The sequence below is a fragment of the Rothia sp. HMSC062F03 genome (assembly GCF_001836905.1).
In the GTDB taxonomy this organism is placed as follows: domain Bacteria; phylum Actinomycetota; class Actinomycetes; order Actinomycetales; family Micrococcaceae; genus Rothia; species Rothia mucilaginosa_A.
On sequence record NZ_KV830898.1, the window covers coordinates 245,672 to 268,952 of the forward strand.

14 protein-coding genes and 1 riboswitch are annotated in these 23,281 nt (G+C 62.5%); of the genes, 6 read left to right on the top strand and 8 right to left on the bottom strand.

What is annotated here, in order from left to right:
• Positions 1-11: 11 nt before the first annotated feature.
• The 3 genes from metK to HMPREF2674_RS08585 all read right to left on the bottom strand — a co-directional run bounded on the left by metK (position 12) and on the right by HMPREF2674_RS08585 (position 4,152).
• The gene (gene metK, locus HMPREF2674_RS08575) at positions 12-1,217 is read right to left on the bottom strand and encodes a methionine adenosyltransferase (RefSeq protein WP_049334119.1); all 1,206 of its coding nucleotides are present in this window, start codon (positions 1,215-1,217) and stop codon (positions 12-14) included.
• Between the two features lie 188 nt (positions 1,218-1,405).
• On the bottom strand, positions 1,406-3,349 hold the full coding sequence (gene uvrC / locus HMPREF2674_RS08580) for an excinuclease ABC subunit UvrC (RefSeq protein ID WP_070825433.1): 1,944 nt from the start codon (positions 3,347-3,349) through the stop codon (positions 1,406-1,408).
• Between the two features lie 122 nt (positions 3,350-3,471).
• Positions 3,472-4,152, bottom strand: a complete 681-nt coding sequence (locus HMPREF2674_RS08585; RefSeq protein ID WP_049342848.1) for a lysophospholipid acyltransferase family protein — start codon at positions 4,150-4,152, stop codon at positions 3,472-3,474.
• Positions 4,153-4,751: 599 nt separating this feature from the next.
• Here HMPREF2674_RS08585 and HMPREF2674_RS08590 point away from each other — a divergent pair.
• From HMPREF2674_RS08590 to HMPREF2674_RS08605, 4 genes are all read left to right on the top strand, one after another.
• Entirely contained in the window at positions 4,752-7,163 is a 2,412-nt protein-coding gene (locus tag HMPREF2674_RS08590) for a nitric-oxide reductase large subunit (RefSeq protein WP_049334116.1), read from the top strand.
• 2 nt (positions 7,164-7,165) lie between these two features.
• The gene (locus HMPREF2674_RS08595; protein ID WP_049334115.1) at positions 7,166-7,996 is read left to right on the top strand and encodes a transposase; all 831 of its coding nucleotides are present in this window, start codon (positions 7,166-7,168) and stop codon (positions 7,994-7,996) included.
• 218 nt (positions 7,997-8,214) lie between these two features.
• Entirely contained in the window at positions 8,215-8,988 is a 774-nt protein-coding gene (locus HMPREF2674_RS08600) for a slipin family protein (RefSeq protein ID WP_049342851.1), read from the top strand.
• A gap of 201 nt (positions 8,989-9,189) precedes the next feature.
• Positions 9,190-9,963, top strand: a complete 774-nt coding sequence (locus tag HMPREF2674_RS08605) for a YoaK family protein (RefSeq protein WP_049342852.1) — start codon at positions 9,190-9,192, stop codon at positions 9,961-9,963.
• A 430-nt stretch (positions 9,964-10,393) separates the two neighbouring features.
• Here HMPREF2674_RS08605 and HMPREF2674_RS08610 read toward each other — a convergent pair whose 3' ends face one another.
• From HMPREF2674_RS08610 to HMPREF2674_RS08620, 3 genes are all read right to left on the bottom strand, one after another.
• Complete coding sequence (locus tag HMPREF2674_RS08610) at positions 10,394-12,151, bottom strand: bifunctional hydroxymethylpyrimidine kinase/phosphomethylpyrimidine kinase (protein WP_084824469.1); 1,758 nt, start codon at positions 12,149-12,151, stop codon at positions 10,394-10,396.
• Positions 12,140-12,338: riboswitch (TPP riboswitch) on the bottom strand. Its footprint overlaps the gene before it by 12 nt.
• A gap of 210 nt (positions 12,339-12,548) precedes the next feature.
• Complete coding sequence (locus HMPREF2674_RS08615) at positions 12,549-14,297, bottom strand: ABC transporter ATP-binding protein (protein ID WP_070825434.1); 1,749 nt, start codon at positions 14,295-14,297, stop codon at positions 12,549-12,551.
• Between the two features lies 1 nt (position 14,298).
• Positions 14,299-16,185, bottom strand: a complete 1,887-nt coding sequence (locus HMPREF2674_RS08620; RefSeq protein ID WP_070825435.1) for an ABC transporter transmembrane domain-containing protein — start codon at positions 16,183-16,185, stop codon at positions 14,299-14,301.
• A gap of 445 nt (positions 16,186-16,630) precedes the next feature.
• On the opposite strand from HMPREF2674_RS08620, the gene HMPREF2674_RS08625 reads away from it, so the two are divergent.
• Positions 16,631-19,231, top strand: coding sequence for a DEAD/DEAH box helicase (locus tag HMPREF2674_RS08625; RefSeq protein WP_049346261.1), 2,601 nt, complete (start codon positions 16,631-16,633; stop codon positions 19,229-19,231).
• A 75-nt stretch (positions 19,232-19,306) separates the two neighbouring features.
• The gene (locus HMPREF2674_RS08630) at positions 19,307-20,740 is read left to right on the top strand and encodes an alpha/beta fold hydrolase (RefSeq protein ID WP_246826209.1); all 1,434 of its coding nucleotides are present in this window, start codon (positions 19,307-19,309) and stop codon (positions 20,738-20,740) included.
• A gap of 132 nt (positions 20,741-20,872) precedes the next feature.
• Here the strand turns inward: HMPREF2674_RS08630 and HMPREF2674_RS08635 are convergent, their stop codons facing one another.
• Together HMPREF2674_RS08635 and HMPREF2674_RS08640 are read right to left on the bottom strand one after the other, a co-directional pair.
• Positions 20,873-22,075, bottom strand: a complete 1,203-nt coding sequence (locus HMPREF2674_RS08635) for a TerC family protein (protein WP_070825437.1) — start codon at positions 22,073-22,075, stop codon at positions 20,873-20,875.
• Positions 22,076-22,497: 422 nt separating this feature from the next.
• On the bottom strand, positions 22,498-23,277 hold the full coding sequence (locus HMPREF2674_RS08640) for an ornithinee aminotransferase (RefSeq protein WP_246826210.1): 780 nt from the start codon (positions 23,275-23,277) through the stop codon (positions 22,498-22,500).
• Positions 23,278-23,281: the final 4 nt, after the last annotated feature.

Below are 23,281 nucleotides of genomic sequence, written 5' to 3' on the forward strand. Positions count from 1 at the left end.
CTGAATTCGTTCTAGGAGGAGGACACTGCCGAGCGCAGTGCATCCACGCGGTTGAGGCGCTCCCAGGTGAACTCCGGCTCGGTGCGGCCGAAGTGGCCGTGAGCCGCGGTCTTGCGGTAGATGGGGCGGCGCAGGTCCAAATCGTTAATGATGGCCAGCGGGCGCAGGTCAAAGACCTCGCGCACGGCGCGCTCAATCTTCAGCGGGTCAACCTTCTCGGTGCCGAAGGTCTCGATGTACAGGCCAACGGGTGCTGCCTGGCCGATGGCGTACGCCACCTGAACCTCGGCGCGATCGGCGAGGCCGGCGCCCACGATGTTCTTGGCGACCCAGCGCATAGCGTAGGCTGCGGAACGGTCCACCTTCGAGGGGTCCTTACCGGAGAACGCACCGCCACCGTGGCGTGCGGAACCGCCGTAGGTGTCAACGATGATCTTGCGGCCGGTCAGGCCAGCGTCACCGACGGGGCCACCCTGCACGAAGCGGCCGGCAGGGTTGACGATGAACTTGGTGTTGGAGGAATCCAGGTCCACGGAGCTGAGCACGGGGGCAATCACATGCTTCTCAATGTCGGCGCGCAGGTCGGCCAGATCGTAGCTGGCGGTGTGCTGGCTCGAAACAACCACGGTATCAACGGATACGGGCACGTTGTTCGAGTCGTAGCCGAGGGTCACCTGGGTCTTGCCGTCGGGGCGCAGGTCGGTCAGTAGGCCGTCCTTGCGCACCTTGGTCAGGCGCTCGGAGAGGCGGTGTGCCAGCCAGATGGGGGCGGGCATCAGCACGTTGGTCTCGTTCGATGCGTAACCGAACATGATGCCCTGGTCGCCCGCGCCCTGGCGGTCGTAATCGTCGGCGGCGATGCCCTGACGAACTTCGAGGGACTCGTACACGCCGGCGTTAATGTCCGGGGACTGCTCGCCGATGGAGACGGAGACGCCGCAGAACTCGCCGTCGAAACCGCGGGTCGAGGAATCGTAACCGATATCGAGGATGGTCTCACGCACGATGGAGGGAATCTCGACGTAGCTGGAGGTGGTCACCTCACCGGCGACGTGCACCTGGCCGGTGGTCACCATGGTCTCCACAGCAACGTTCGCTGCGGGATCCTGGGCGATAATGCCGTCCAGGATTGCGTCGGAAATCTGGTCACAAATTTTGTCGGGATGGCCTTCAGTCACCGATTCGCTGGTGAATAGGCGTAGATGGTTATTACTCACGGTTTCCACTCTACTGGTTGAGGGCACGCAAAGGTAGCGCGCTCGTAATGATGACGGTTTCCTTCAATTATGACACGTTTATGACGGCCGGTTACGGGCCCCATTCACGGGTTCACGCACCGGTCCTCGCACGCCGGTCACGCGCAGCCCGCACGCAAGAGGCCCACCGGCGGGACCCAACCGGTGCGTTACGCCAGCGCTGCCATAATCTTCTGCGCAAGCGCCGGGCCGATGCCGGGCACCTGTGTTAGCTCTTCCTCGGTGGCCTGCTTAATCTGCGCCACCGAACCAAAATGCTTCACGAGCGCGGCGCGCTTAACCTCGCCCAGTCCGGGTATCTCGTCCAGGGCGGAGGCGACCATGGCCTTGCCTCGCTTGGAGCGGTGGAAGGTGATGGCGAAGCGGTGCGCCTCATCGCGGATGCGCTGCACCAGGTACAGCGCCTCCGAGGTGCGCGGGAGCACGACCGGGTAGTCGTCATCCGGCAGCCACAGCTCCTCCAGGCGCTTGGCGATTCCGGCCACGTACACATCGGTAATACCCAAATCACTCAGGGCGGCGGATGCGGCGGCCACCTGGGGCGGGCCGCCGTCCACGAGCACGAGGTTCGGCGGGTAGGCAAAGGTCTGCGGCTCGGGGGTGGAGGCGTCAATCTCCCCGGAGCGCGCGGGCGCCTCGGCGCGCTCGGCCTGCTGGGCCAGGTGCCGCTTGAAGCGGCGCGTAATGACGTCGTACATGCTGGCGGTATCGTCGCGGGCGGCGTCCCCGGTGATGCTGTAGGTGCGGTAGGCCTTCTTGGCGGGCATGCCGTCTTCGAAGACCACCATGGAGGCGACCACGTTCGTACCCTGCACGTGCGAAATGTCGTAACATTCGATGCGCAGCAGCGGGTCGGGAAGCTCAAGGGCCGTCTGCAGCTCCACGAGGGAGGCGCTACGGGTGGTGAGGTCGCCGGCGCGCCGGCTCTTGTGCAGGGTGAGGGCCTGGCGGGCGTTTTCGGTGACGGTCTTCATGAGTTCGGCCTTGTCGCCGCGCTGCGGAACGGTGATTTCCACGGGTCCGCCACGCACCTCCGCCAACCAGGAGACCAGCTGCTCCTTGTTCTCGGGCTCCACCGGCACGAGCACGGAACGCGGAATATCGTAGCTGTTCAGGCTTTCGGTGCCGCTGCCCTTCTGGGCGGCCAGGCTGACCGCGATATCGCTGTACACGCGGGTGAGCAGCTGCTCGATGAGCTGCGCGTCGGTGCTGTCGTCCACCTTTTCCACGATCCAGCCGCGCTGGCCTCGGATTCGGCCGCCGCGTACGAAGAACACCTGAACGGATGCCTCGAGGTCGTCCTCGACGTAGGCGAAGAGGTCGGCATCCACGGTCGAGCCGAGCACCACGGCGTTTCGCTCGAAGGCCTTGGTGAGTGCCGCGATGTCGTCGCGGAGCACCGCGGCGCGTTCAAAGTCCATCTGGGCGGCGGCTTCCTTCATCTCCTTGGTCAGCCGCTCGATGTACTTCTCGGCGCCTCCACCCATGAAGCGGGTCAGGCCGCGGGCCAGTTCGCGATGGTCTTCGGCGCTGATTTTACCCACGCAGGGCGCCGAGCATTTGTCGATGTAGCCGAGCAGGCAGGGGCGTCCGCTGTTCTTGGCACGCTGGAACACGCCGTTCGTGCAGGTGCGCACCGGGAAGACGGTCAGCAGGGCATCCAGGGTTTCACGGATGGCCCACACCTGCGAGTACGGGCCAAAGTAGCGCACGCCCTTGCGGCGCTCACCGCGGGTGACCATAGCGCGCGGGTACACGTCGTTGACGGTCACAGCCAGGTACGGGTAGGACTTATCGTCACGGAACGCAATGTTGAAGCGCGGCGCGTACTCCTTGATCCAGGTGTACTCCAGGTGCAGGGACTCCATCTCGCTGGCCACCACGGTCCACTCGACGCTGGCGGCGGTGTGCACCATCGCGTAGGTTTTGGGTCGTAGCGTCTCGGGCGAGGCGAAGTAGCTATTGAGGCGGTTGCGCAGATTCTTGGCCTTGCCCACGTAGATGACGCGCCCGTCGGCGTCACGGAACCGGTAGACGCCCGGGTCGGTGGGAATTTCTCCGGGGGCCGGACGGTAGCTGGAGGGCTCTGCCATGGGTGCTTTCTCCTCGGGCGCGGGCGGACATACGACAAACCGCGCATCCTACGCCGACCCCGCGTGCGGGCCCATGCGTGGATGCGCGGTTTAAGTCTACGCGGTGCGCGCCGGAAGAAGGTTTAGCCGGCGTCGCGTGCGGCTGAGGGCGAAACGTTGTACTCGTTCTTTCGCGCCTGGCCGGACAGCTGGGCGATCTCATCCATGATCGTGTCGGTGGTGGCGCGGCGCTGCTTGCCGCTCATCTTCTCGCCGGTCTTCTCAAAGTAGAGCGGCTTGCCCACGCGAATCGTGAAGCGGCGCGGGTAAATCATGTTCGAGCCGGGCTTCTGCAGGCGGTCGGTACCGATCAGGCCGACGGGCACGACGGGTGCACCGGTCATGTGTGCCAGCCAGGCCACGCCAATCTTGCCGCGGTAGAGGTAGCCGTCGCGGGAGCGGGTGCCCTCGGGGTAGATACCGAAGACCTTGCCCTCGTTCAGCTTCTCCAGGGCGATATCGAGGGCCTTGAGCGATTCGGAACGGTCGGAGCGGTTGACGGGGATGATGTCCACGGCCTCGAAGAAGGCCTTCATCATCTTGCCGCGCGGGCCGGGGGTGTTCACGTATTCGGCCTTGGCGAGGAACGCCACGCGGCGGGGCATCATGGCGGAAATAATGATGGAGTCCAGGAAGGAGAGGTGGTTGGAGGCGACAATCACCGGGCCGGTGGCGGGGAAGTTCTCGAGACCGGTCACGCGGGCGCGGAAAACGGTGCGCAGAATTCCGGTGACTGCTTTCTGGGATGCCTGATAAATCTTCATGTGAACTCCTGGAGGCTGTACCGACGGTGGACGACGGGCCGGCGGTGGGGTGCGCGGTGCAGAGGGAGGCTACTCCCCCGCTGCGCGTATGTACCGTGTTAGATAAGGGGCGCTGGCGTCCGCTACCGATTTCATTATTCCATACCCCGGGCCGCTCGTAGCTCCGTTCCTCCCGGGTTTATCGGGGGCCGGTCGAACGGGGTTCAGGAGGGTTCCTTCGGCGGCGCTTTGCGGCGGGGGCATCGGGCTTTTGCGGGGATAATGCGTTTACCGCCGGTTGATATTTAAGGTTGCGGCATATAAGCCTTTCCTTTGTTTTTGCCACGAAGTGAATTTTGGTAGGGTAGACACGAGGAACAACAACGGAATGTACGGGCGCTGTCGCCCCGGGAGTATCCTCCCCGAATGACCTCGGCGTCACATTGAGACACCTCGTCACCAAAGTTTTATAAATGCGCATTTAATATGCAAAAATAGGGTAAGGGTGGGCTGTCGCACCTCCCTCTCCGGACGATTCGCTACCCAGTGAGCCGCCCTCCAGCGGATGTGCGTCGGTCCCATTCGAACCGCAAATCCACGCACACTGGAGACATATCACTATGGCTACAAAACCCGTCTCGCGTGCTGAGGCAGCTAAGATTGCCCGCCGCACAGACACGGTCGGTGCCTATGCCGGTAAGGGCTGGGTACAGGCTGTTGCGTTTGTGATGCTCCTGGGCTTCACCATCATGGCAGTCCTCGCAATGCGCACTTACGCACTCTCCATGCCGATGCCCGACAAGATTGTCGGCAACGACGGCAAAGTAATCGCAACCCAGGAACAGATCCTGCATGGTCAGGAACTCTTCCAGGCACGCGGCCTGCAGCAGTACGGAACCGTCCTCGGCCACGGTGCCTACCTCGGCCCCGACTACACTGCAGAGTACCTGCGCCTGACCACCGATGCCGCCATCAAGGAGTATCGTGAGCAGGGCAAGCAGGACCCCCGCGAACTCGTCAAGAACGAGTGGCGCAAGGAGAACAAGTACGATGAGCAGACCAAGACCCTGACCTGGTCCGCTGGTGAGACCAAGGGCTTCCAGCTCATGCTCAAGCACTACAGCGACACCCTGATGAAGGGCGACACCTCGCAGGGCCTGTTCCCCGACGCCATTAAGAACGACGAAGAACTGCACGACCTCGTCGCCTTCTTCGGCTGGACCGCATGGGCCTCGGCAGCAGATCGCCCCGATCAGCCCTACTCCTACACCAACAACTGGCCCTCCGAGCCGAACGTTGACAACAAGCCCACCGCAGACCTCATGGTCTGGTCGGCCCTGTCCCTGATTACCCTCATCGGTGGTACGGGTCTGATGTTCGCCATCTACGGCCGCTGGTCCCGTTCCATCGGTTGGCACGCTGAAGAGGCACCCGTCCTCGACTTCCGCCAGCCCGACGAAGTTCGCCTGACCCCCTCGCAGAAGGCAGCCTGCCTGCTCTTCGCAACCATCCTGGTGCTCTTCCTCCTGCAGGCTCTGGTGGGTGCGCTCACCGAGCACTACCGTGAAGAACTCACCGGCTTCTTCGGAATCGATATGGGCCAGCTGCTGCCCTACACGGTATCCCGAACCTGGCACCTGCAGCTCTCCCTCTTCTGGACCGCAGGCGCGTTCCTGGCGGGCGGTATCTTCATCGCCCCGCTGATTACCCGCCGCGAACCCAAGAAGCAGGGTCTGCTGACCTACGTCCTCATCGGTGCCGTGGTCTTCGTGGTGCTCGGCTCGCTGCTGAACGAATGGTTCTCGCAGAAGGGTCTGGTCCCCACCAACTCCATCTTCTCGCAGCAGTGGGAGTTCCTGGACCTGCCGCGATTCTTCCAGATTCTGCTCATCGTGGGCATGTTCATCTGGATTGTGATCGTCGCACGAACCCTCACCGCCCGCCTGAAGGGCTCTAAGAAGACCTCCCTGCCGTGGCTGTTCCTGTTCTCGGGCCTGGCCATCCCCATGTTCTACGCAGTGGGTCTGCTCGCCGGCCAGCGCACTCACGTGACGGTCGCCGAGTTCTGGCGTTTCTGGGTGGTTCACCTCTGGGTGGAGGACTTCCTCGAGCTGTTCACCACCGTGATGGTGGCGTACATCTTTGTGCTGCTCGGCGTTGTCCGCGAGCGCATCGCTATCTCCATCATCATGATGGACGCCGTGCTCTACTCCGTCGGTGGCGTGGTCGGTACCCTGCACCACACCTACTTCGTCGGTACCCCCTCCGAGCAGATGGCATTCGGTGCGTTCTTCTCCGCAGCTGAGGTTATCCCGCTGACCTTCCTGACCGTTGAGGCATGGGGCTTCATGCAGCTGGGTGCTCGCCAGTACTCCAACCGCACCAAGCCCTTCCCGCACCGCTGGGCCGTGATGTTCCTGATCGCCGTGGGCTTCTGGAACTTCCTCGGTGCAGGTGTCTTCGGCTTCCTCATCAACCTGCCGATCGTGTCCTACTTCGAAATCGGTACCGCACTGACCGCAAACCACGCACACGCCTCCATGATGGGTGTGTACGGTATGCTCGCAATCGCGTTCGCAGTCTTCGGTCTGCGCTACCTGGTTCCCGAGAACAAGTGGCCTGAGAAGGGCCTGAAGTTCTCCTTCTGGACCCTGAACATCGGTCTGCTGTGGATGTCCTTCATCTCGCTGCTGCCGCTGGGTATCGCTCAGCTGTACAAGTCCGTTGGTGAAGGCTACTACGAGGCTCGTTCCTTCGCGTTCATCCACGACGGCGCTTCCGCCGTGATGGGTTGGATGCGTATGCCCGGTGACGTCATCTTCCTGGTCGGCATCTTCCCGCTGATCAAGCTGGCATGGCTGGGTATCAAGGAGATCTTCTCCAAGAACTCCAAGGAGACCGTCCTCGAGCTGCCCGAGCCCCCGCTGTACGAGGTGGTTGACGACGCTCGTATCGCCGAGTTCGCCGGTGCCAAGGCTGCTGAGGAGCTGCCCGAGCAGACCAGCCCCTACCGTAGCGATCGTCGAGGCTAACCATGCCTGAGCAGATTGCTGGAGTATCTTTCTTCGTGTGGCTGGCCTGCGTGTACGCGCTCGGCCTGGTCGCCGTGGGGTGGTGCTTCGATATTCTCGCTAAGCGCACCAGCCAGCGTGTCGTGGCGGCGCGAACCTTCGGGTTCACCTACCACGAAGAGAGCGATGCGTGGCTCTGCCCCGAAGACCAGTGGCTGTGGGCCACGGCCTTCGACTCGGACAACCGCGTCATGCGCTACCGCGCTAAGCCCAGCGTGTGCAACACCTGCCCGATTAAGGACAGCTGCACCGTCTCGGCAAACGGCCGCGAACTCACCCGCGAGGTGGACGAGTGGCCCTACTCCGAGTCGGGACGATTCCACCGCGGCCTGGCCGTGGCGGTCTCCCTGCTGGGCGTTGTGGTCATGATTGGTGCGGCCATCGTGTGGCACTCTCCCCTGGAGCTTCTGGTGGAGGCAGCCGCAGTGGTGGTCGTCCTATCGCTGACCTACCCGCTGGCGATTAAGCTCATGCGTTCCCCCGCCAACTTCGAGGGTGACCCGAAGCATATTCACGCATCCACCGCCGAAGAGTCGATGAACGTGAAGATGGATCGCTTCGCCGCGAAGTGGGGTGGCGTCTCGAACGAGCGTAAGCGCCGTACCGAGCAGGCCCGCAAGCAGATGATTGCGGATGCATCCCTGCCGGTTCGCACCTCGGTCCTCGACCCGGATCGCCCCGCCTGGAGCGGTACCGGTGCCTCGGTTAAGCGACTGCACAAGACCACGAACGAGGTCTTGCAGGAGCAGAACCTGGCCGAAGTTGAGGCCGCCGAGAAGCTGGCGAAGAAGTAGCAATGCTGATGGTCCCTCCGTCCCGGCGTTCCCCCGCCGGGGCGGAGGCCCATTGCGCATCCCCCCCCCCTGAACCTCCCCACCGGAAGGGCCGCCGCGAGCACCACGTGCCGCTGACAAACTTTCCGAACACACCCTCCCGTCGAGTCTGTACGAGGCGCAGTCGATGGGTGCACATGCCCCGAATGAACCATCCCGAATAGATGTGAAGGAAACCCATGGATCCCGTCACCCTGGCAACAATCCTCATCCCAGTTGCCGTTATTGTTCTTTTTATTCTGATTCGTATGTTCCGCGTGATCCCCGAATATGAACGCGGTATCTCCTTCCGTTTCGGCCACCTGCGTTCCGAGCTGAAGCCCGGCCTGAACGTGGTCTTCCCCCTCGTCGACTCCCTGCAGCGCGTTGACATGCGTGTTATCACCCTGACCATTCCCCCGCAGGAAGTCATCACCAAGGACAACGTTCCCGCCCGCGTGAACGCCGTTGTCCTCTTCCGTGTGACCAACGCCAAGAACGCGGTGCTTGAGGTCGAGAACTACCCGATCGCCACCAGCCAGATCGCCCAGACCACCCTGCGTTCCCTGCTGGGTCGTGTTGACCTGGACACCCTGCTCGCACACCGCGAGGACCTGAACGAGGACCTGCGCTCCATCATCGGCTCCCGCACCGAGCACTGGGGCATCCAGGTTGAGCTCGTCGAAATTAAGGACGTTGAGATTCCCGAGGCCATGCAGCGCGCCATGGCCCGTGAGGCTGAGGCCGAGCGTGAGCGTCGCGCAAAGATCATTTCGGCACGCGGTGAGCTTGAGGCTTCGAGCGAGCTGAAGGAAGCATCCGACATTCTGAGCCAGTCCCCCGCTTCCCTGCAGCTGCGTTACCTGCAGACCCTGCTGGAGCTGGGCGCCGACCAGAACTCGACCGTGGTCTTCCCGCTGCCCATGGACGTGATTAGTCCGCTCGTGGGTGCGCTCAAGGGCGAGAGCAAGTAGGATACTCCCCCTAAGCTAAAAACCGAATAGTACGTAGGCCCCGAGCAGATAGCTGCTCGGGGCCTACGCTTTAACGGCGGCCGGCCCGCGGGGCTCCTCCCCCGATCCGCTAACCGCCGCCGTCCATGCCGTAGCATGGAACCAGAAGGCCCCCGCCGGCTGGGTCTTCAGAACCTACCACCGACAGATGAGGGCGGTCGCATGCTTCACCACCTCCGCGAGACTCTTGGACGTATTCCCGCGCCTCGCCGCTACGGGCGCATCATGGCGCTACTCCTCGCCTCCCTGGGCGGCGCGGTGGACGTCTTCTCACACATGCGCTACGAGGCCCTCGTCGCCACGCAGACCGGTAACTTTATTCTGCTCATCGCCGACTTGCATCGCGATACTCCCCATGCGGTGCACCTGCGCTGGTTCTCCGTCATCTTCTTCAGCTGCGGATACCTGGGAGGGCATCTTATCCATGATCTGCTGGGGCAGCGGGCCCGGATGCGGCACTGGCGCATTGGCACGCTCCTGCCGTTCCTGCTGGTGTGCTTCGCGGTACCCTTTACGGACAGAACGCTGAGCAATAGCTTTCAGGTGGGCGCGCTGGCCTTCACGGTCGGCCTGATGATTCACGCCCTCGCGGACACGCGCATTGGCGAAAATCCCTTCTCGCTCTTCATGACCAGCGGCAATTGGCGCAAAATGCTCAGCGCCTGGTACGCCGCCGGCTCCCTGTACCTTCCGCTGAGAACCCCCGATGGAGCGTCAAAAGATGAGGCGAAGGCGCGACGCCGCGCAGCTCTACTCAAAGCGCTCGACTACTCGCTCGTGGTCATCTCCTTTATAGCCGGAGTGCTTCTCATGGCCCTTGTGTACCGATGGGCCGGTGTATTTTCCATCTGGCTTGCCGCGCTGGTGGCCGGTGTGGCGTTCTGCTTCGGCTACCCGGCGGAGAAGAAGGAGAGTCGAGAGGGGCAGAGCGCATAAACTTTTGCTCCGACTGCGGCTATAGACAGCGGCAGATCAGAAAAACAGAACAGCAAAATATCCCGTGCAGATGAGAGTATCTGCACGGGATATTTCTATGCGGAATTTATACACGAAATGCTTTCACACGGAGCCCCGAAACCCGGGAGGAAAGCGTTTGGCCCGCCGGGGGGGGTGGATGAGGTGGTTGCGGCGGGCCAAACTGGTCGGTTACACGCCGTAGAGGTGCGGGTGCGGCAGGGACATCAGCCAGTTGGGTGAGGGCCGGAATCCTGCCGCAAACGGTTTTCACCGACGCCTTAAGCATAACCGGCACAACCACCGAACCGTCGGTAGCTTGAGTGAAGCATCAATCACCCATCTCACGCCATGCCGGGGCGGTATTCAGCCCAAAAATCGGCGCCTATCATCTAGCGCAGCGCCCGGCAAACTAACGCAATGCTCGGTGCGCCTGGTCAAAGAACTCACGCTCGTACACGCACGCCGACAGGTACGCCCGCGCCGCGCGCACACGCTGAGCCGGTGAAGCCGTCTCAAACGCACGCTCCACCTCCGCGAGGCTACGCGCCACCTCCGCGGCGAACTCTTCGCCACCGTACATGCTCAACCACTCCGCGTACGGGTGGTCCGCATGATTCTGCGAGGAGAGCACAGCGCCCACCTCTTCGTACAGCCAGTAGCAGGGCAAGATAGCGGCGGCACCGACCACGTAATCATCACCGGCAGCGGAGGCACGCAGGAAATTAGTGTACCCCATCGTAATCGGTGAGGGCCCACCCAGACGCGCACGGTTCGCCAGCCAGCCCTCGTGCAGCTGCGATTCGGCGGCAATCGCCTCATGCGCACCGGCGGCCCAGTGCACCTGCGCCTCAGCGGTGTCAGCACGCGCCGAGAGAGTCGCGAGCGCACGCGAATAATCCCGCAGGTAGAGGGCGTCCTGGTCCAGGTAGAAGGCGAACAGGTCCTCGTCGAGGGTTCCGTCACCGAGGGCACGCACGAAGGGCAGGTCCAGGATCTGGTGCCAGGTTTCGCCACCGGCTGCCCAGAGGGCGGCGGTCCAGGGACCGGCGGGCTTTACGACGGCTTCACCGGCGGGTACGGGGCTGACCGGCAGCAGACGCTCCGGGCTGGTGCCGTCCAGAGTATTGCCCTCAGAGTCGGTGGTGGCGAGCAGGTGATGCCACGGGTACGCGGAGGCGGCAGCCTCCAGACGGCGGGCACGGGCGGCGTGGTCCACCGGGCCGTGGCCCTCACCGGAGCCGACCTGCAGACCGGCACCTGCGGCAATGGATTCGTGGAGCCAGCGGGTGCTCCACTGCAGGGCGCGGTGGGTGTCTTCGCTGGTCAGAACGCTCTGCTCTGCGGTGTACTCTGCGGCTTCGGTGTGCTGGAGCAGCTCCACGCCCAGGCGGGTTGCCAGCGAGGAGGACAGGGAGCATCCGGTGCCGTGCGTATTACGGCTGTCCAGGCGCGGGGTGCGCACGTGAGCGCAGGTGCCGTCCGGGAAGACCGCGGTGTTACCGGCGTCCTGACCACACAGGTGGCCGCCCTTCACAATCACGGTAGTTCCGGTCGCCGCAGCAAGGTTCGCCGCCTGCTCGTGTGCCTCATCGAAAGTCTGGGCGGGCTCCTTCTGGCAGAGTACGGCGAGCTCCGGAATGTTCGGGGTAATCACATTCACGAGCGGCACGAGGTCGCGCAACGCCTGCTCCGCTTCCGCCTGCAGCAGGCGGTCACCGCTGGAAGCAATCATGACCGGGTCGAGCACGACCACGGGCACGGGATGCTCACTCAGCCAGGTACGAACCGTGCGGATCGTGTCTGCGTCGCCGAGCATGCCGATTTTCACGGCGTCAACCGTGACGTCATCAAAAACGGCGGCAAGCTGCGCGGTCAAAAATTCCAGGGGCGGGGTGAACACTTCACGAACCCCGCACGTGTTCTGGGCGACCAGTGAGGTGGTCACGCACATGCCGTAACCGCCGGATGCAGCAATGGACTTGAGGTCCGCCTGAATACCTGCACCGCCGGAGGGGTCGGTTCCGGCAATGGAGAGAACCCTCGGCACCCGAGCTGCCTGAGGTACCTGAGCTGTCTGGGGTGCCCGGGAGGTTCCGGAGGCGCTCGCGCCGGGTACAGGGTTGGTAGTGGGTGCGCACGCGGGCGCGGTAGGCTGCTCTGCCATCATCGATAATCCCTTCGCTAGTTCGAACTAGAGCAGGTTCAATGGGTGATTCTCTCAGCCTTGAGTGTTCGTACGCCGTTTCGTGCGCCCACTATGCCTTAGCTCTTCGCTGTGCCGTAGCCCTTCGTTGGGCGGTCAGTTTGGCAGGTTAGCGGGTCGCGGGCGTCTCAAGGCACCCCATATCGCTCTGCCAGGTTATCACAATGATTCTTAGTAACTGAAAGTTTTGCGGGTGACAAGTGAATCTCTCCGAAATTTTCGTTTGAGTCCTGCGTTACTGCAAGGGCTCCCCGCCGCCGATTTCAGTGCACCCTTGTACGGAAACCACCCGTTAAACACGTAGTGCCCGGCACCGCTTCACACGGTACCGGGCACTATCAGCCGGGCTTATCCTCCGGGTTTAGGTCAGGGCGAAAATCTCTGCCGGTGAACCCTCCGCAATGATCCTACCCTCGTGCAGCAGGACCGCGCGGTCAGCCAGCGAGGCGATACGCGCATCGTGCGAAATGATCAGCACCGCACGGTTCGCCAGCACGGCGCTCAGGGACTCGGTTGCGTCCGCGAGCTCCAGCTGGGTGGTGGACTCGTCCAGAATCACGGCGTGCGGGTCAGCAAGCACAATACGTGCCAGCGCCAGCTGCTGAATCTGGTCGCGGGTCAGCGGCGAATCCGCGCCGCTCACGACAGTATCCATGCCCTGCGGCAGGTCGCGCCACCAGCGGGCACCGATAGCGTCCAGTGCCTCGCCCATCTGCTCGACGGTCGCGTCCGGCACGACCACCGTAAAGTTATCGGCGAGAGTACCGAAGAAGACGTGCGCTTCCTGGGTGCAGACCAGCAGGCGCGGGCGGCCATCGGCGGCGGCATCGGTCGGGAAGTCGCCGTGACCGACCGGGCGGCCCATCACGGTGATGGTGCCTTCCAGGGCGGTCAGCGAACCACCAATCAGACGAGCCAGGGTGGTCTTACCCGAACCGGAACGACCCACCAGGGCAAGTGCCTCACCGCGGCGAATCTTCAGGTTGATACCTTCCAGAACGAGGGCGTCCGGCGAGTAGCCGTAGGAGACGTCGGTGCAGTCAATGGCGTACTCCGGGTTCTTCACGGCTTCATCAGATACGGCGGCGAACGCTTCGGCACGGTGCTGTGCACGCGCCTCACGCTGCTTCTTCGCCAGGGAGACCACACCGAACACACGACCCATGTTCACCAGCATGATGCGCAGGCTGCTGACGTGGTGGTTCAGCATGTCGGCGAGGACTCGCAGGCTGAAAACCATGACCGAGGCGGTCGCCACGGCGCCCCAGCTTGCCCAGCCGAGAGCCACGCAGGCGGCACCCCAGAGCATACACAGAATCGTGGGGATCCAGGCGTTGATAGCGTCCACGGTGAAGTACAGCTGGCGGATGCGCACCATGCCCAGCTGCGCGGCGAACTGGCGCTTGTTCTCACCGGCGAAGGCGTCCTCGCGGGCGGTGTGAACGCCCAGCTCACGGATCGTGGAGGTGCCGCGAATGTTCTCGGTCAGCACGCTGTTGAGGTCGCTCACGCGCTCCTGGGCGGTCTGGTTGCGTGCCGCCATGAGCGGCAGCATCTTCGACATGATGAGGGCAAGACCGGCAATCATGGGCAGCATAATCAGACCCATTGCGGGGCTCACAAACGCCAGGGAGATCGTGGAAACCAGGAAGTACAGGACCACGTAGATTGCACCGAGAAGGTCTGTGCTGACAGCGTTTGCTGCCGAGGACAGGTCGTCGGTCACGCGGGTGAGCAGGTCGCCGCTGCCGGCTTCTTCCACTGTGCGTGCGTCCAGGTCGAGGGTGCCGTCGAGGGTGTCCTGGTTGGCGTCGCGAGTGACGAGCGCACCCAGTCGGGCCGCACTGTACGAGGAGACCATAAGGGTTATCGCCTGCACGATGAACGCCGCCAGAATAATCAGAATCGGCTGCCACGGGTAGCTGGCGAACTTACCCGCCACCACGTCGTCCACGGTGGCACCAATCTGCAGGGGCACCACAGCACCCATGAGGGTGCTGACCATGTAGATGACGAAGGTGTAGAGGGCTCGCCCCTTATGCGCTGCGAGGTAGTTCCACATGCGGCGTGCCACGTAGGCGGGGGTTTCGATGGGGAGCTGCTTTGCCATGCTAGTTCACCTCCTGATTCTGAGTGGTTGCGGGGGTTTCTGCCTGAGCGACGGGGTAGCCGTCGCGTTCCATGCGGCGGGTCGTCTCCGCGGTCGTGGAGACAACGTAGACCTGCTCCAAATCCTGCAGCAGGCCGGGGTAGCCGACGGGCAGGCGGTCGCTACCAATCTGGGTTTCCATCGCATCGTAGATGTAACGCTGGCTGGGTTCGTCCACGGAGTTCAGCGGCTCGGTCAGGATGAGCACCTGCGCATCCTGTGCGAGTGCGCGGGCGAGTGCCAGACGCTGACGCTGACCACCGGAGAGGTTCGCGCCTTCGCTGGTGATGCGGGCGGCGAAGTAGTCTTCGGGGTTGCGTCCGCCCAGTCGGTAGGCGATTTCGCGGGAGTCGGTAATCTTCAGCAGCTCCTCATCCTTTGCCTGTGCCAGCTCCTCGTCGGGGTTCGGCACGGTGCCCAGGCGCAGGTGCTCCTGCAGGGTTCCGGCGAAAATCATGGGGTTCGGTTCGCTCAGCAGCACGCGGCGGCCGGAGGCGTCCTTGAGGTCCTCTCCCCCGCGTCGCAGGGTGCGGGCAAGCGCCTCGGCGTAGTCTTGCGCGGTGAGGTTGTAGTCGCGCGGGTTGACGTACACGATGCGCGGGTTGCTGGCACCGGCGGGGGCGACGGGTACGGGCACCTTCAGGGTGCTCGCCTCGACTGTCTGTTCGACGCGTGCCAGCTGCGCCATTTCTTCGTCGGTGCGCGGGCTCTTCAGCACGCCCTGACGCACGCCGGCGTGACCTTCGAGGCGGGCGACCTTGGCGAGCGCAATCTTGGCGTAACGCCAGGCGGTGAGGAAGTTCTGGGTAATCCAGATGGGGCCGCCCATCATCGCGATAATGGAGGCGACGGTCACCAGGGACGCGGCGGGCGTATCGGATACCCAGCGGCCGTTTTCGACGTGGCCGGTGAGGGCGAAGCCGATGCCGAGCAGGGTCACGGCGCCACCGAGCAGCGCGCGGATGAGGAACATCCAGCGGTGCGTCTTTTCGTAGCGCATGTAGCTGTCGAAAACTTCGTCGGTACCGCGGTGGTAGCGTTCACGCATCTGTTCTTCGGCGCCGAGGCCGGCGATGGTGCGCAGACCGGTGGCGATATCGGAGGCGCGTGAGGAGGCTTCGCCGTCCTTTTCACGGTATTCGCCGATTTTGGATTCGAGGAAGGTCGAGTACCAGGCGATCACGCCGACCACGATGAGCGTGCCGATGAGGGTGACGACCGCGGTGACGGGGTTAATGAGCCAGAGCTGCACGGCACCGAGGGTCGCGATGATCATGGCGTTGACGAATAGCGGTAGCGAGAAGTAGACGTCCGTAATGCGGCGTACGTCTTTGTTCATGACGGTGACCGCTTCGCCGGAGTCTACGCCAGCGCGGGTGCGTCCCATGAGCCGGTTGATGTAGATGCGCCAGTCGCGGCCGAGCTCCGCGCTGAGGGTCATGGAGGTACCCCAGCCGAAGAACTCGTTAATCACGATGAAGGTGATGGCTGCGACGACCACCCAGAACATGGGCCAGGCGTCGGGGGCTTTTCCGGCGATGTGCTGGTTGATGAACTGGCCCACCATGACGGGGATAAGAATCGCACCGGTACCCGCGGTGGTTTCACCCACGACAGGGATTGCCCAGCGATGCCAGGGGTATTTATGTCCTGGCGGGGTGACTCGCAGGGCGAGGCGCTTTTTGAGGGCTTCCTCCTCTGCCTTGCGCTGTTCGCTACCGGTTACTTCCTGTGCAGCTTTTTTCTGCGCGGCTTTTTCCTGCGTGGTTTTGTTGTGCAGGGCTTCTTCGTGCGCGGCTTCTTCACGCGCGGCGTTTTCTTGTGCCTTGTCAGCGTTGTATTCAGTCATTCAACGTCTCTCCTTTCTCTTACCCTATTCCTTTATCAATGTGGCACGCAACACTATTTACATCATAGGTGGGCGTGTCGTTATTTATGCAATGTATTTTGGGGCGTGCATCAGCCGCTCAATATGCACCGACATCAATCGGCAGATTCTGCATCTACGCGGTAATCTATGCGGCCTGGAGGTCCATGCCTTCGAAAAAGTCTGAGCGCCGGATTCTGCATCACTGCATTTAAAGCGCTTTGTTCTACACTACACGAATTTGGGGAATTCCCGCGTTAGCGCGGCACCGCGCCTCCCGAACGCCCCGTAATCACCCCGCGAAGGAATCGCGAACGTCCCGCAAAGATGCAGTGAACACCCCGCAAGCACTCCGCGAGTACCCGCGTGTTCCCTCGTAACGATAACGCCCCCGCGCCCGCCCTATTCCCGATAGACTGGAATTCTCATGAGTATTTTGAATTTTCTTTCTCCCACGCTGGGTGAGAATCCCGGCGACTACAATCGACGCGATTTTAAGGGCAACCCCCTCACTGCCGAAGAAATCTATGAGGCGTTTACCGAGTGGATTTCGACCCGCGGCATGACCCTGTACCCCGCCCAGGACGAGGCCGTCCTGAGCATTGCCGCCGGACATAACGTGGTGCTGGCAACCCCGACCGGTTCGGGTAAGTCCACTGTAGCTGTTGCCGCGCATTTTACGGGCCTGGCGACCGGTCAGCGATCCTACTACACCGCCCCCATTAAGGCGCTGGTGTCTGAGAAGTTCTTTGACTTGATTAATATTTTTGGTGCCGAGAACGTGGGCATGATTACCGGCGACTCCGCCATCAACACGGAGGCGCCCATTATCTGCTGCACCGCGGAGATTCTCGCGAATATTGCCCTGCGTGAGGGCAAGGATGCGGACCTCTGCCAGGTCATTATGGACGAGTTCCACTTCTACTCCGACCCGCAGCGCGGCTGGGCGTGGCAGCTTCCCTTGCTGGAGCTTCCGCAGGCGCAGTTCCTGCTGATGAGCGCAACCCTGGGCGACACGACCCGCTTCCAGGAGGAGATAACGGCGCTGACCGGCCGCGAGAGCGACCTGGTGGCTCATTCCGAGCGTCCCATTCCGCTGCATTTCTACTACTCCACCACCCCGGTTCAGGAGACGGTGCAGGAGCTCGTGCAGACCAAGCAGACTCCGGTCTACATTGTGCACTTCTCGCAGAAGGCGGCGCTGGAGCAGGCGAACGCGCTGCTGTCGGTGGCTATTGCCTCGAAGGAAGATAAGGAACGCATTGCAGAGCTGATTGCGAAGTTCCGTTTCGGTCCGGGCTTCGGTAAGGCGCTGAATAAGCTGGTGCGTGCCGGTATCGGTATTCACCACGCGGGCATGCTGCCCAAGTACCGCCGCCTCGTCGAGCAGCTGGCCCAGGAGGGTCTGCTCAAGGTGATTTGCGGTACCGACACCCTGGGTGTGGGTATTAACGTGCCGATTCGTACCGTGCTGATTACGGCGCTGTCGAAGTTTGACGGTGCCCGTAGCCGCCGTCTGCGTGCCCGCGAGTTCCACCAGATTGCTGGACGCGCCGGCCGCGCCGGTTTTGATACCGCCGGCACCGTGGTGGTTCAGGCACCCGAGCACGATATTGAGAACGCTCGCCTGCTGGCTAAGGCGCAGGCGAAGTTCGGTGACGATACCAAGCGCATTAACCAGTCGCTGTCCTCCAAGCGTAAGAAGGCGCCGGAAGGCTTCGTTGGCTGGTCCGAGAAGACCTTCAAGCAACTGGTAGAGGCCGCCCCGGAGCCGCTGACCTCCTCCTTCGACATCACCCATTCGATGCTACTGAACCTGATGCACCGCCCGGAGAACCCGGTCATTGCCGCGTACCGCATCATTCAGGAGAACCATGAGAGCCCCGCGCGCCGCCGCGAGCTGCTGCGCAAGGCAATCGGCATCTACAAGGAGCTGCTGACCGGCGGCGTGATTGAGCGAACCAACACCCCGGATGAGCACGGCTCCTACCTGCGCCTGACCGAGGATTTGCAGGATAACTTTGCCCTGAACCAGCCGCTGTCCGCTTTTGCGGTCGCCGCGCTGGAACTGCTCGACCCCGAGTCCCCCAGCTACGCACTGGACGCGCTCTCCCTCATTGAGGCGACCCTGGATTCGCCGAACCAGGTGCTGTACGCACAGGAACGCAAGGCGAAGAACGAATTGTCGGCACAGTTGAAGGCGGACGGTGTGGACTACACCGAACGCATGAATGAGCTGGACAAGGTCACCTACCCGCAGCCCCTGGCTGAGCTCATCGATCAGGCGTACACGACCTACAAGCAGTCCGCGCCGTGGGTGGCTCGTTTTGAGCCGCGCCCCAAGTCGATCGTGCGTGACATGTACGAACGCGCGATGGGCTTCAACGACTTCGTGCAGTACTACTCGCTCGAACGTGCCGAGGGCGTGCTCCTGCGCTACCTCTCTGACGCATACAAGGCGCTGCGCCACACCATCCCCGATTCTGCCGTGACCGACGAGCTCGACGACATCATCGAGTGGCTCGGCGAGCTGGTACGCCAGACCGACTCCTCCCTGGTGGACGAATGGGAGAAGCTGGCCGCCGGCGAAGACACCGCCACCATTGCCTCCGAGCACGCCTCCATTGAGGAGGAAGAGCCTCCCGCCGTGACGAAGAACCTGCGCGCCTTCCGCGTGATGGTGCGCAACGCCCTCTTCCGCCGCGTGGAGCTCTTCGCTGACGAGCGTGACCGCGCCCTGGGTGCCCTGGACGAGTGGTGCGGCTGGGACGCCGACCGCTGGGCCGACGCCATGGACGACTACTTCGACGTCTACGACGACATCTACACGGACGCCGATGCGCGCTCGCCTCGCCTGGTCAGCATGGACGAGGATACCGCGGCTCACCCCGGCGTGTGGAAGGTTCAGCAGAGCTTTGCCGACCCCGAAGATAACTTTGACTTCGGTATTCGCGCAGAGGTAGACCTGGCCGCTTCCGATGAGGCGGGCTACCCGGTGCTCAAGATCCTGAGCGTTGGCGAGTTCTAGGGGCCCCTCCGGATCTCCCCTCAAGTGGGCTAGAATACAGAGTATCTATCTATTTATTTGAAAGAAGGTTCACCGTTGACCGTTTCTTCGCTTCCCAAGGTTGAGTACCGCAAGGGTTCGGTCGTCAAGCACGACGGCTACGAGATTACCGACCACTGGTTCCAGGTTCCCCTGACCCACGGTCTGATTTTCTCCAAGGGCAAGGATGCCGCTCTCTCCTCCCGTTTCGCGGACCAGACCATCACCGTGTTCGCCCGCGAGGTAGTGAACACCAGCGAGACCCTGACCGTCCCGGCTGATAAGCGCCCCTACATCGTGTACCTGCAGGGCGGCCCCGGCTTCGGTTCCCCGAAGACCGGCTCTATCGGCGGCTGGATTGCCGAGCTGGCTAAGACCCACCGCGTGATTCTGCTGGATCAGCGCGGTACCGGCCTCTCCTCTCCCCTGTCCGCTCGCACCATCACCGCTGTGGGTGACGCGCAGGTTCAGGCTGAGTACACTGAGCTGTTCCGCGCCGATTCCATCATCGCTGACGCGGAGGCTATCCGCGAGGTGCTGCTGGCTGACCGCGCCGATAAGCGCTGGTCCACCATTGGCCAGTCCTTCGGTGGCTTCCTGACCCTGTCCTACCTGTCGTTCGCACCGCAGTCGTTGCGTGACTGCCGCATCACCGCGGGCCTGGCGCCGATTCGCACCTCCGTGGACAACGTCTACCAGCACACCTTCGACCGCATGAAGGAACGTAACGAGGAGTACTACAGCTGGTTCCCCGAGGACGCTGAGCTCGCTACCCGCATTGCTGAGCACCTGCGCACCCACAAGGAGTACCTGCCCACCGGTGAGCGTCTGACCGACCACCGCTTCCAGATGGCCGGCCATTTCCTGGGTGGCCGCTGGCGCGAGCGCGGTCTGCACTACTTCCTGGAGAACGCATTCGCCGAGGGTAACGACCACCTGTCCGATCAGTTCCTGACCGCTATGGGTGCCGAGGTGACCTTCCAGGCGAACCCGCTGTACGCCCTGATGCACGAGACCATTTACGCTGACGGCCCCGCCGACGGCGTTCTGCCCGGCATCCCCGGCTACGAACTGTCCCCCTCCCCCGCGCCGACCAACTGGTCTGCTGCTCGCGTGGCGGCTTCCCGCCCCGAGTTCGCACCGGATGCGGACCGTCTGCTCTTCACCGGCGAGCACATCTTCCCCTGGTACTACGAGGAGGATCCCTCGCTGCGTCCGCTGGCCGAGGTGGCGAATATCCTGGCCGAGAAGAAGGACTGGGGTCGCCTGTACGACCACGAGCAGCTGCACAAGAACGAGGTTCCCGTTGTGGCCGCCGCCTACAACCCGGACGTGTACGTGGACTTCGAGCACTCCATGGAGACCGCTCGCTGGGTCGGCAACACCCACGTGTGGACCTCGAAGACCCACCACCACGACGGTTTCGGTTCCGACCCGCTGACCATTCTGGGCCACCTGAAGAACATGCTGGCTGAGGTTCACAACCAGTAATTCTTCGCTGAATATATCTTTGATATAGCTAAAGCCCCTCACCCCGGTTGATCCGGTGTGAGGGGCTTTAGCGTGGGCGCTTGGCCCGAGCCGCGAGCGTCCCGGCGGCTCAGGCGTTACGGCCGCCCGACGCTACTTCGAGGAGGCGTGCGCATCCTGGGCGGTGCGGGCTCGCAACACCAGGGCGTGGTACTCGTCTTCCTTCTCGATGAGCTCGTCACGCAGCTTCTGCGGGATGGCCTTGAGCTTCTCGGTTTCTTTCTGCCAGCGGGTGGTGATGTCCGCACGCTCGGCGGCGGGTGCATCCTCGGGCAGGGCCAGGTACTTCTCGGAGAGCGCCTGCACGCGCTGAATGGTCTGCAGCGCGCGGCCCTTGGGGCTGAGCAGCGAAACCAGCACGGTGATGACCAGAACGCCCACAATCACCAACAGAGACATCTCGGTGGTAATCTCAACCACGTGCACGGACTCGCCGTGGTTGATGAACGGCAGGTTGTTCTCGTGCATCGCGTGCAGGATGAGCTTCACGCCGATGAACGCGAGGATGGCTGCCAGGCCGTAGGAGAGGTAGACGAGGCGGTCCAGCAGGCCGTCAATCAGGAAGTACAGCTGGCGCAGGCCCATGAGGGAGAACGCGGTCGCAGTGAACACAATGTAGACGGACTGGGTGAGGCCGAAGATCGCGGGAATCGAGTCGAGCGCGAAGAGCAGATCGGAGCCCGCGATTGCGACCATGACGAGCATCATGGGGGTCATGACGCGCTTGCCGTTTTCGATGGTGAAGAGCTTGTCGCCGTCGAAGTGGTCGCTGGTCTTCAGGTACTTCTTGGCGAGGCGAACCATGATGTTGTCTGCCTCGTCGTCGCCGTCGCCCTCGGTGAGTTCGTCCTTGAGCAGGTTACCCGCGGTCATGAGCAGAACCAGGCCGAAGATGTAGAACACCCAGGCGAAGGAGTTAATGATTGCCGCGCCGGCGAAGATGAAGGTGCCGCGCGCCAGGATCGCGAAGACGATACCGAAGAGCAGGACCTTCTGCTGATTCTCACGGGCGACGCGGAAGGTGCCCATAATGATCATGAAGACGAAGAGGTTATCGACCGAGAGCGCCTCTTCGGTGATGTAGCCCGCGTAGAATTCGGTGGCGGCGGAGGGGCCGTTCGTCACGAAGATATACAGACCGAACAACACGGCGATGCCGATGTAGATACTCGACCAAATGGCCGCTTCCTTGACGGTGGGTTCGTGCGCCTTGCGGACGTGAACGAAGAAATCAAAGGCCAGCAGGCCAGCGATGATGAGAATAGTAACCAACCATTGCAACCCGGTAACTTCCATGGGGAGCCTTTCTTGTGGTGTGCGTACAGGACCACAAGTCTCTCCCGCCGACCTGAATGGAGGTCGGCTCGACTCCCCGGTTAGGCGCCTTCGGCTAACGTGCTGACGACGAGTCGATTGGTGGGATACTCCCTTGCTCGGTGAACGATTATACAGCAGGTTGAGGTTTTCGCACAGGAGCCCCTCCGGAGGATTTTTCAAGAGCGAAGCACGTCGAAACGCCGCATCCGGCGGGGTTATCCCATCGGATGCGGCGTTTCTGCGTGATGAATACGCGCTGTCTAGTTGGCGACGCTATGAGTTTGACAACATGTAGAGCGGCGCAGTGTAGAGAGGCACCGCATAGATCAGCACCGCACAGCAAGCCCACATCAAAGTAGCCCTCCCGTGAACTACTACGGGGAGGGCTACTTTTCATTCAATTAGGAGACCATGTTGAAGGTCGGCGGAGTGAAAGCAATCGCGTTCACCTGCTTGTTCGTATCAAGCGTGCCGTTCTCACGAATCGTCGGGACGGTAATAACCACCTCGAACTGGTACATGCCTTCCATGAGCGTATTGCCACGCAACGCAAAACGCGCGGAGATGCCGGTCGCCTTATCATTCACGCTCGACGCAAACGGAATAACCTGGCCCTGAACGGTCTGAGTCTTGCCGTTGCGGGTCATGACGGTTGCCTTGCTGGTCGGGTCAGTCGTGAAGATCTGACGGTCAATGATTTCACCCTCGGGCGAGAAGAAGTAAATGTCCATGGACGGGTGCAGGTGCGTGGTGCCGGTCGTCGCCTCCAACGCGGAGACGTTGTAGGTCATCACGAACTCACCGCAGTTCAGGTTGAGGTCGCCCTCGGGGCCGTGAGTCGCCTCGTACACGGACATGAGGCGAATCGTTGCGGGGTTCGGTGAGGTTGCACTCTCCATGGACCACCACGCCTGACCGGTCTCCGGCGCAGTCACGGGCTTGTTCTTGGTGCGCGACTGCAGGGCGCCACTGGCGGGGTTGGTAATCATCCAGCCGCCGACCTGGGTGAAGTCCGGGCCGTGTACCGTCTTGCAATCATCAGCCGAGGCAGCGAATGCGGGCACCGCCGTGGAGGCGGCAATAGCGGGCACAGCCCAAAGCGCGCCGCGGGTGAGGTTGCGGCGGGTAACGGAACGAGCTCCCGTAGTGTGTGCGTCTGAAGAGTTATTCGAAATAGTCACAGAT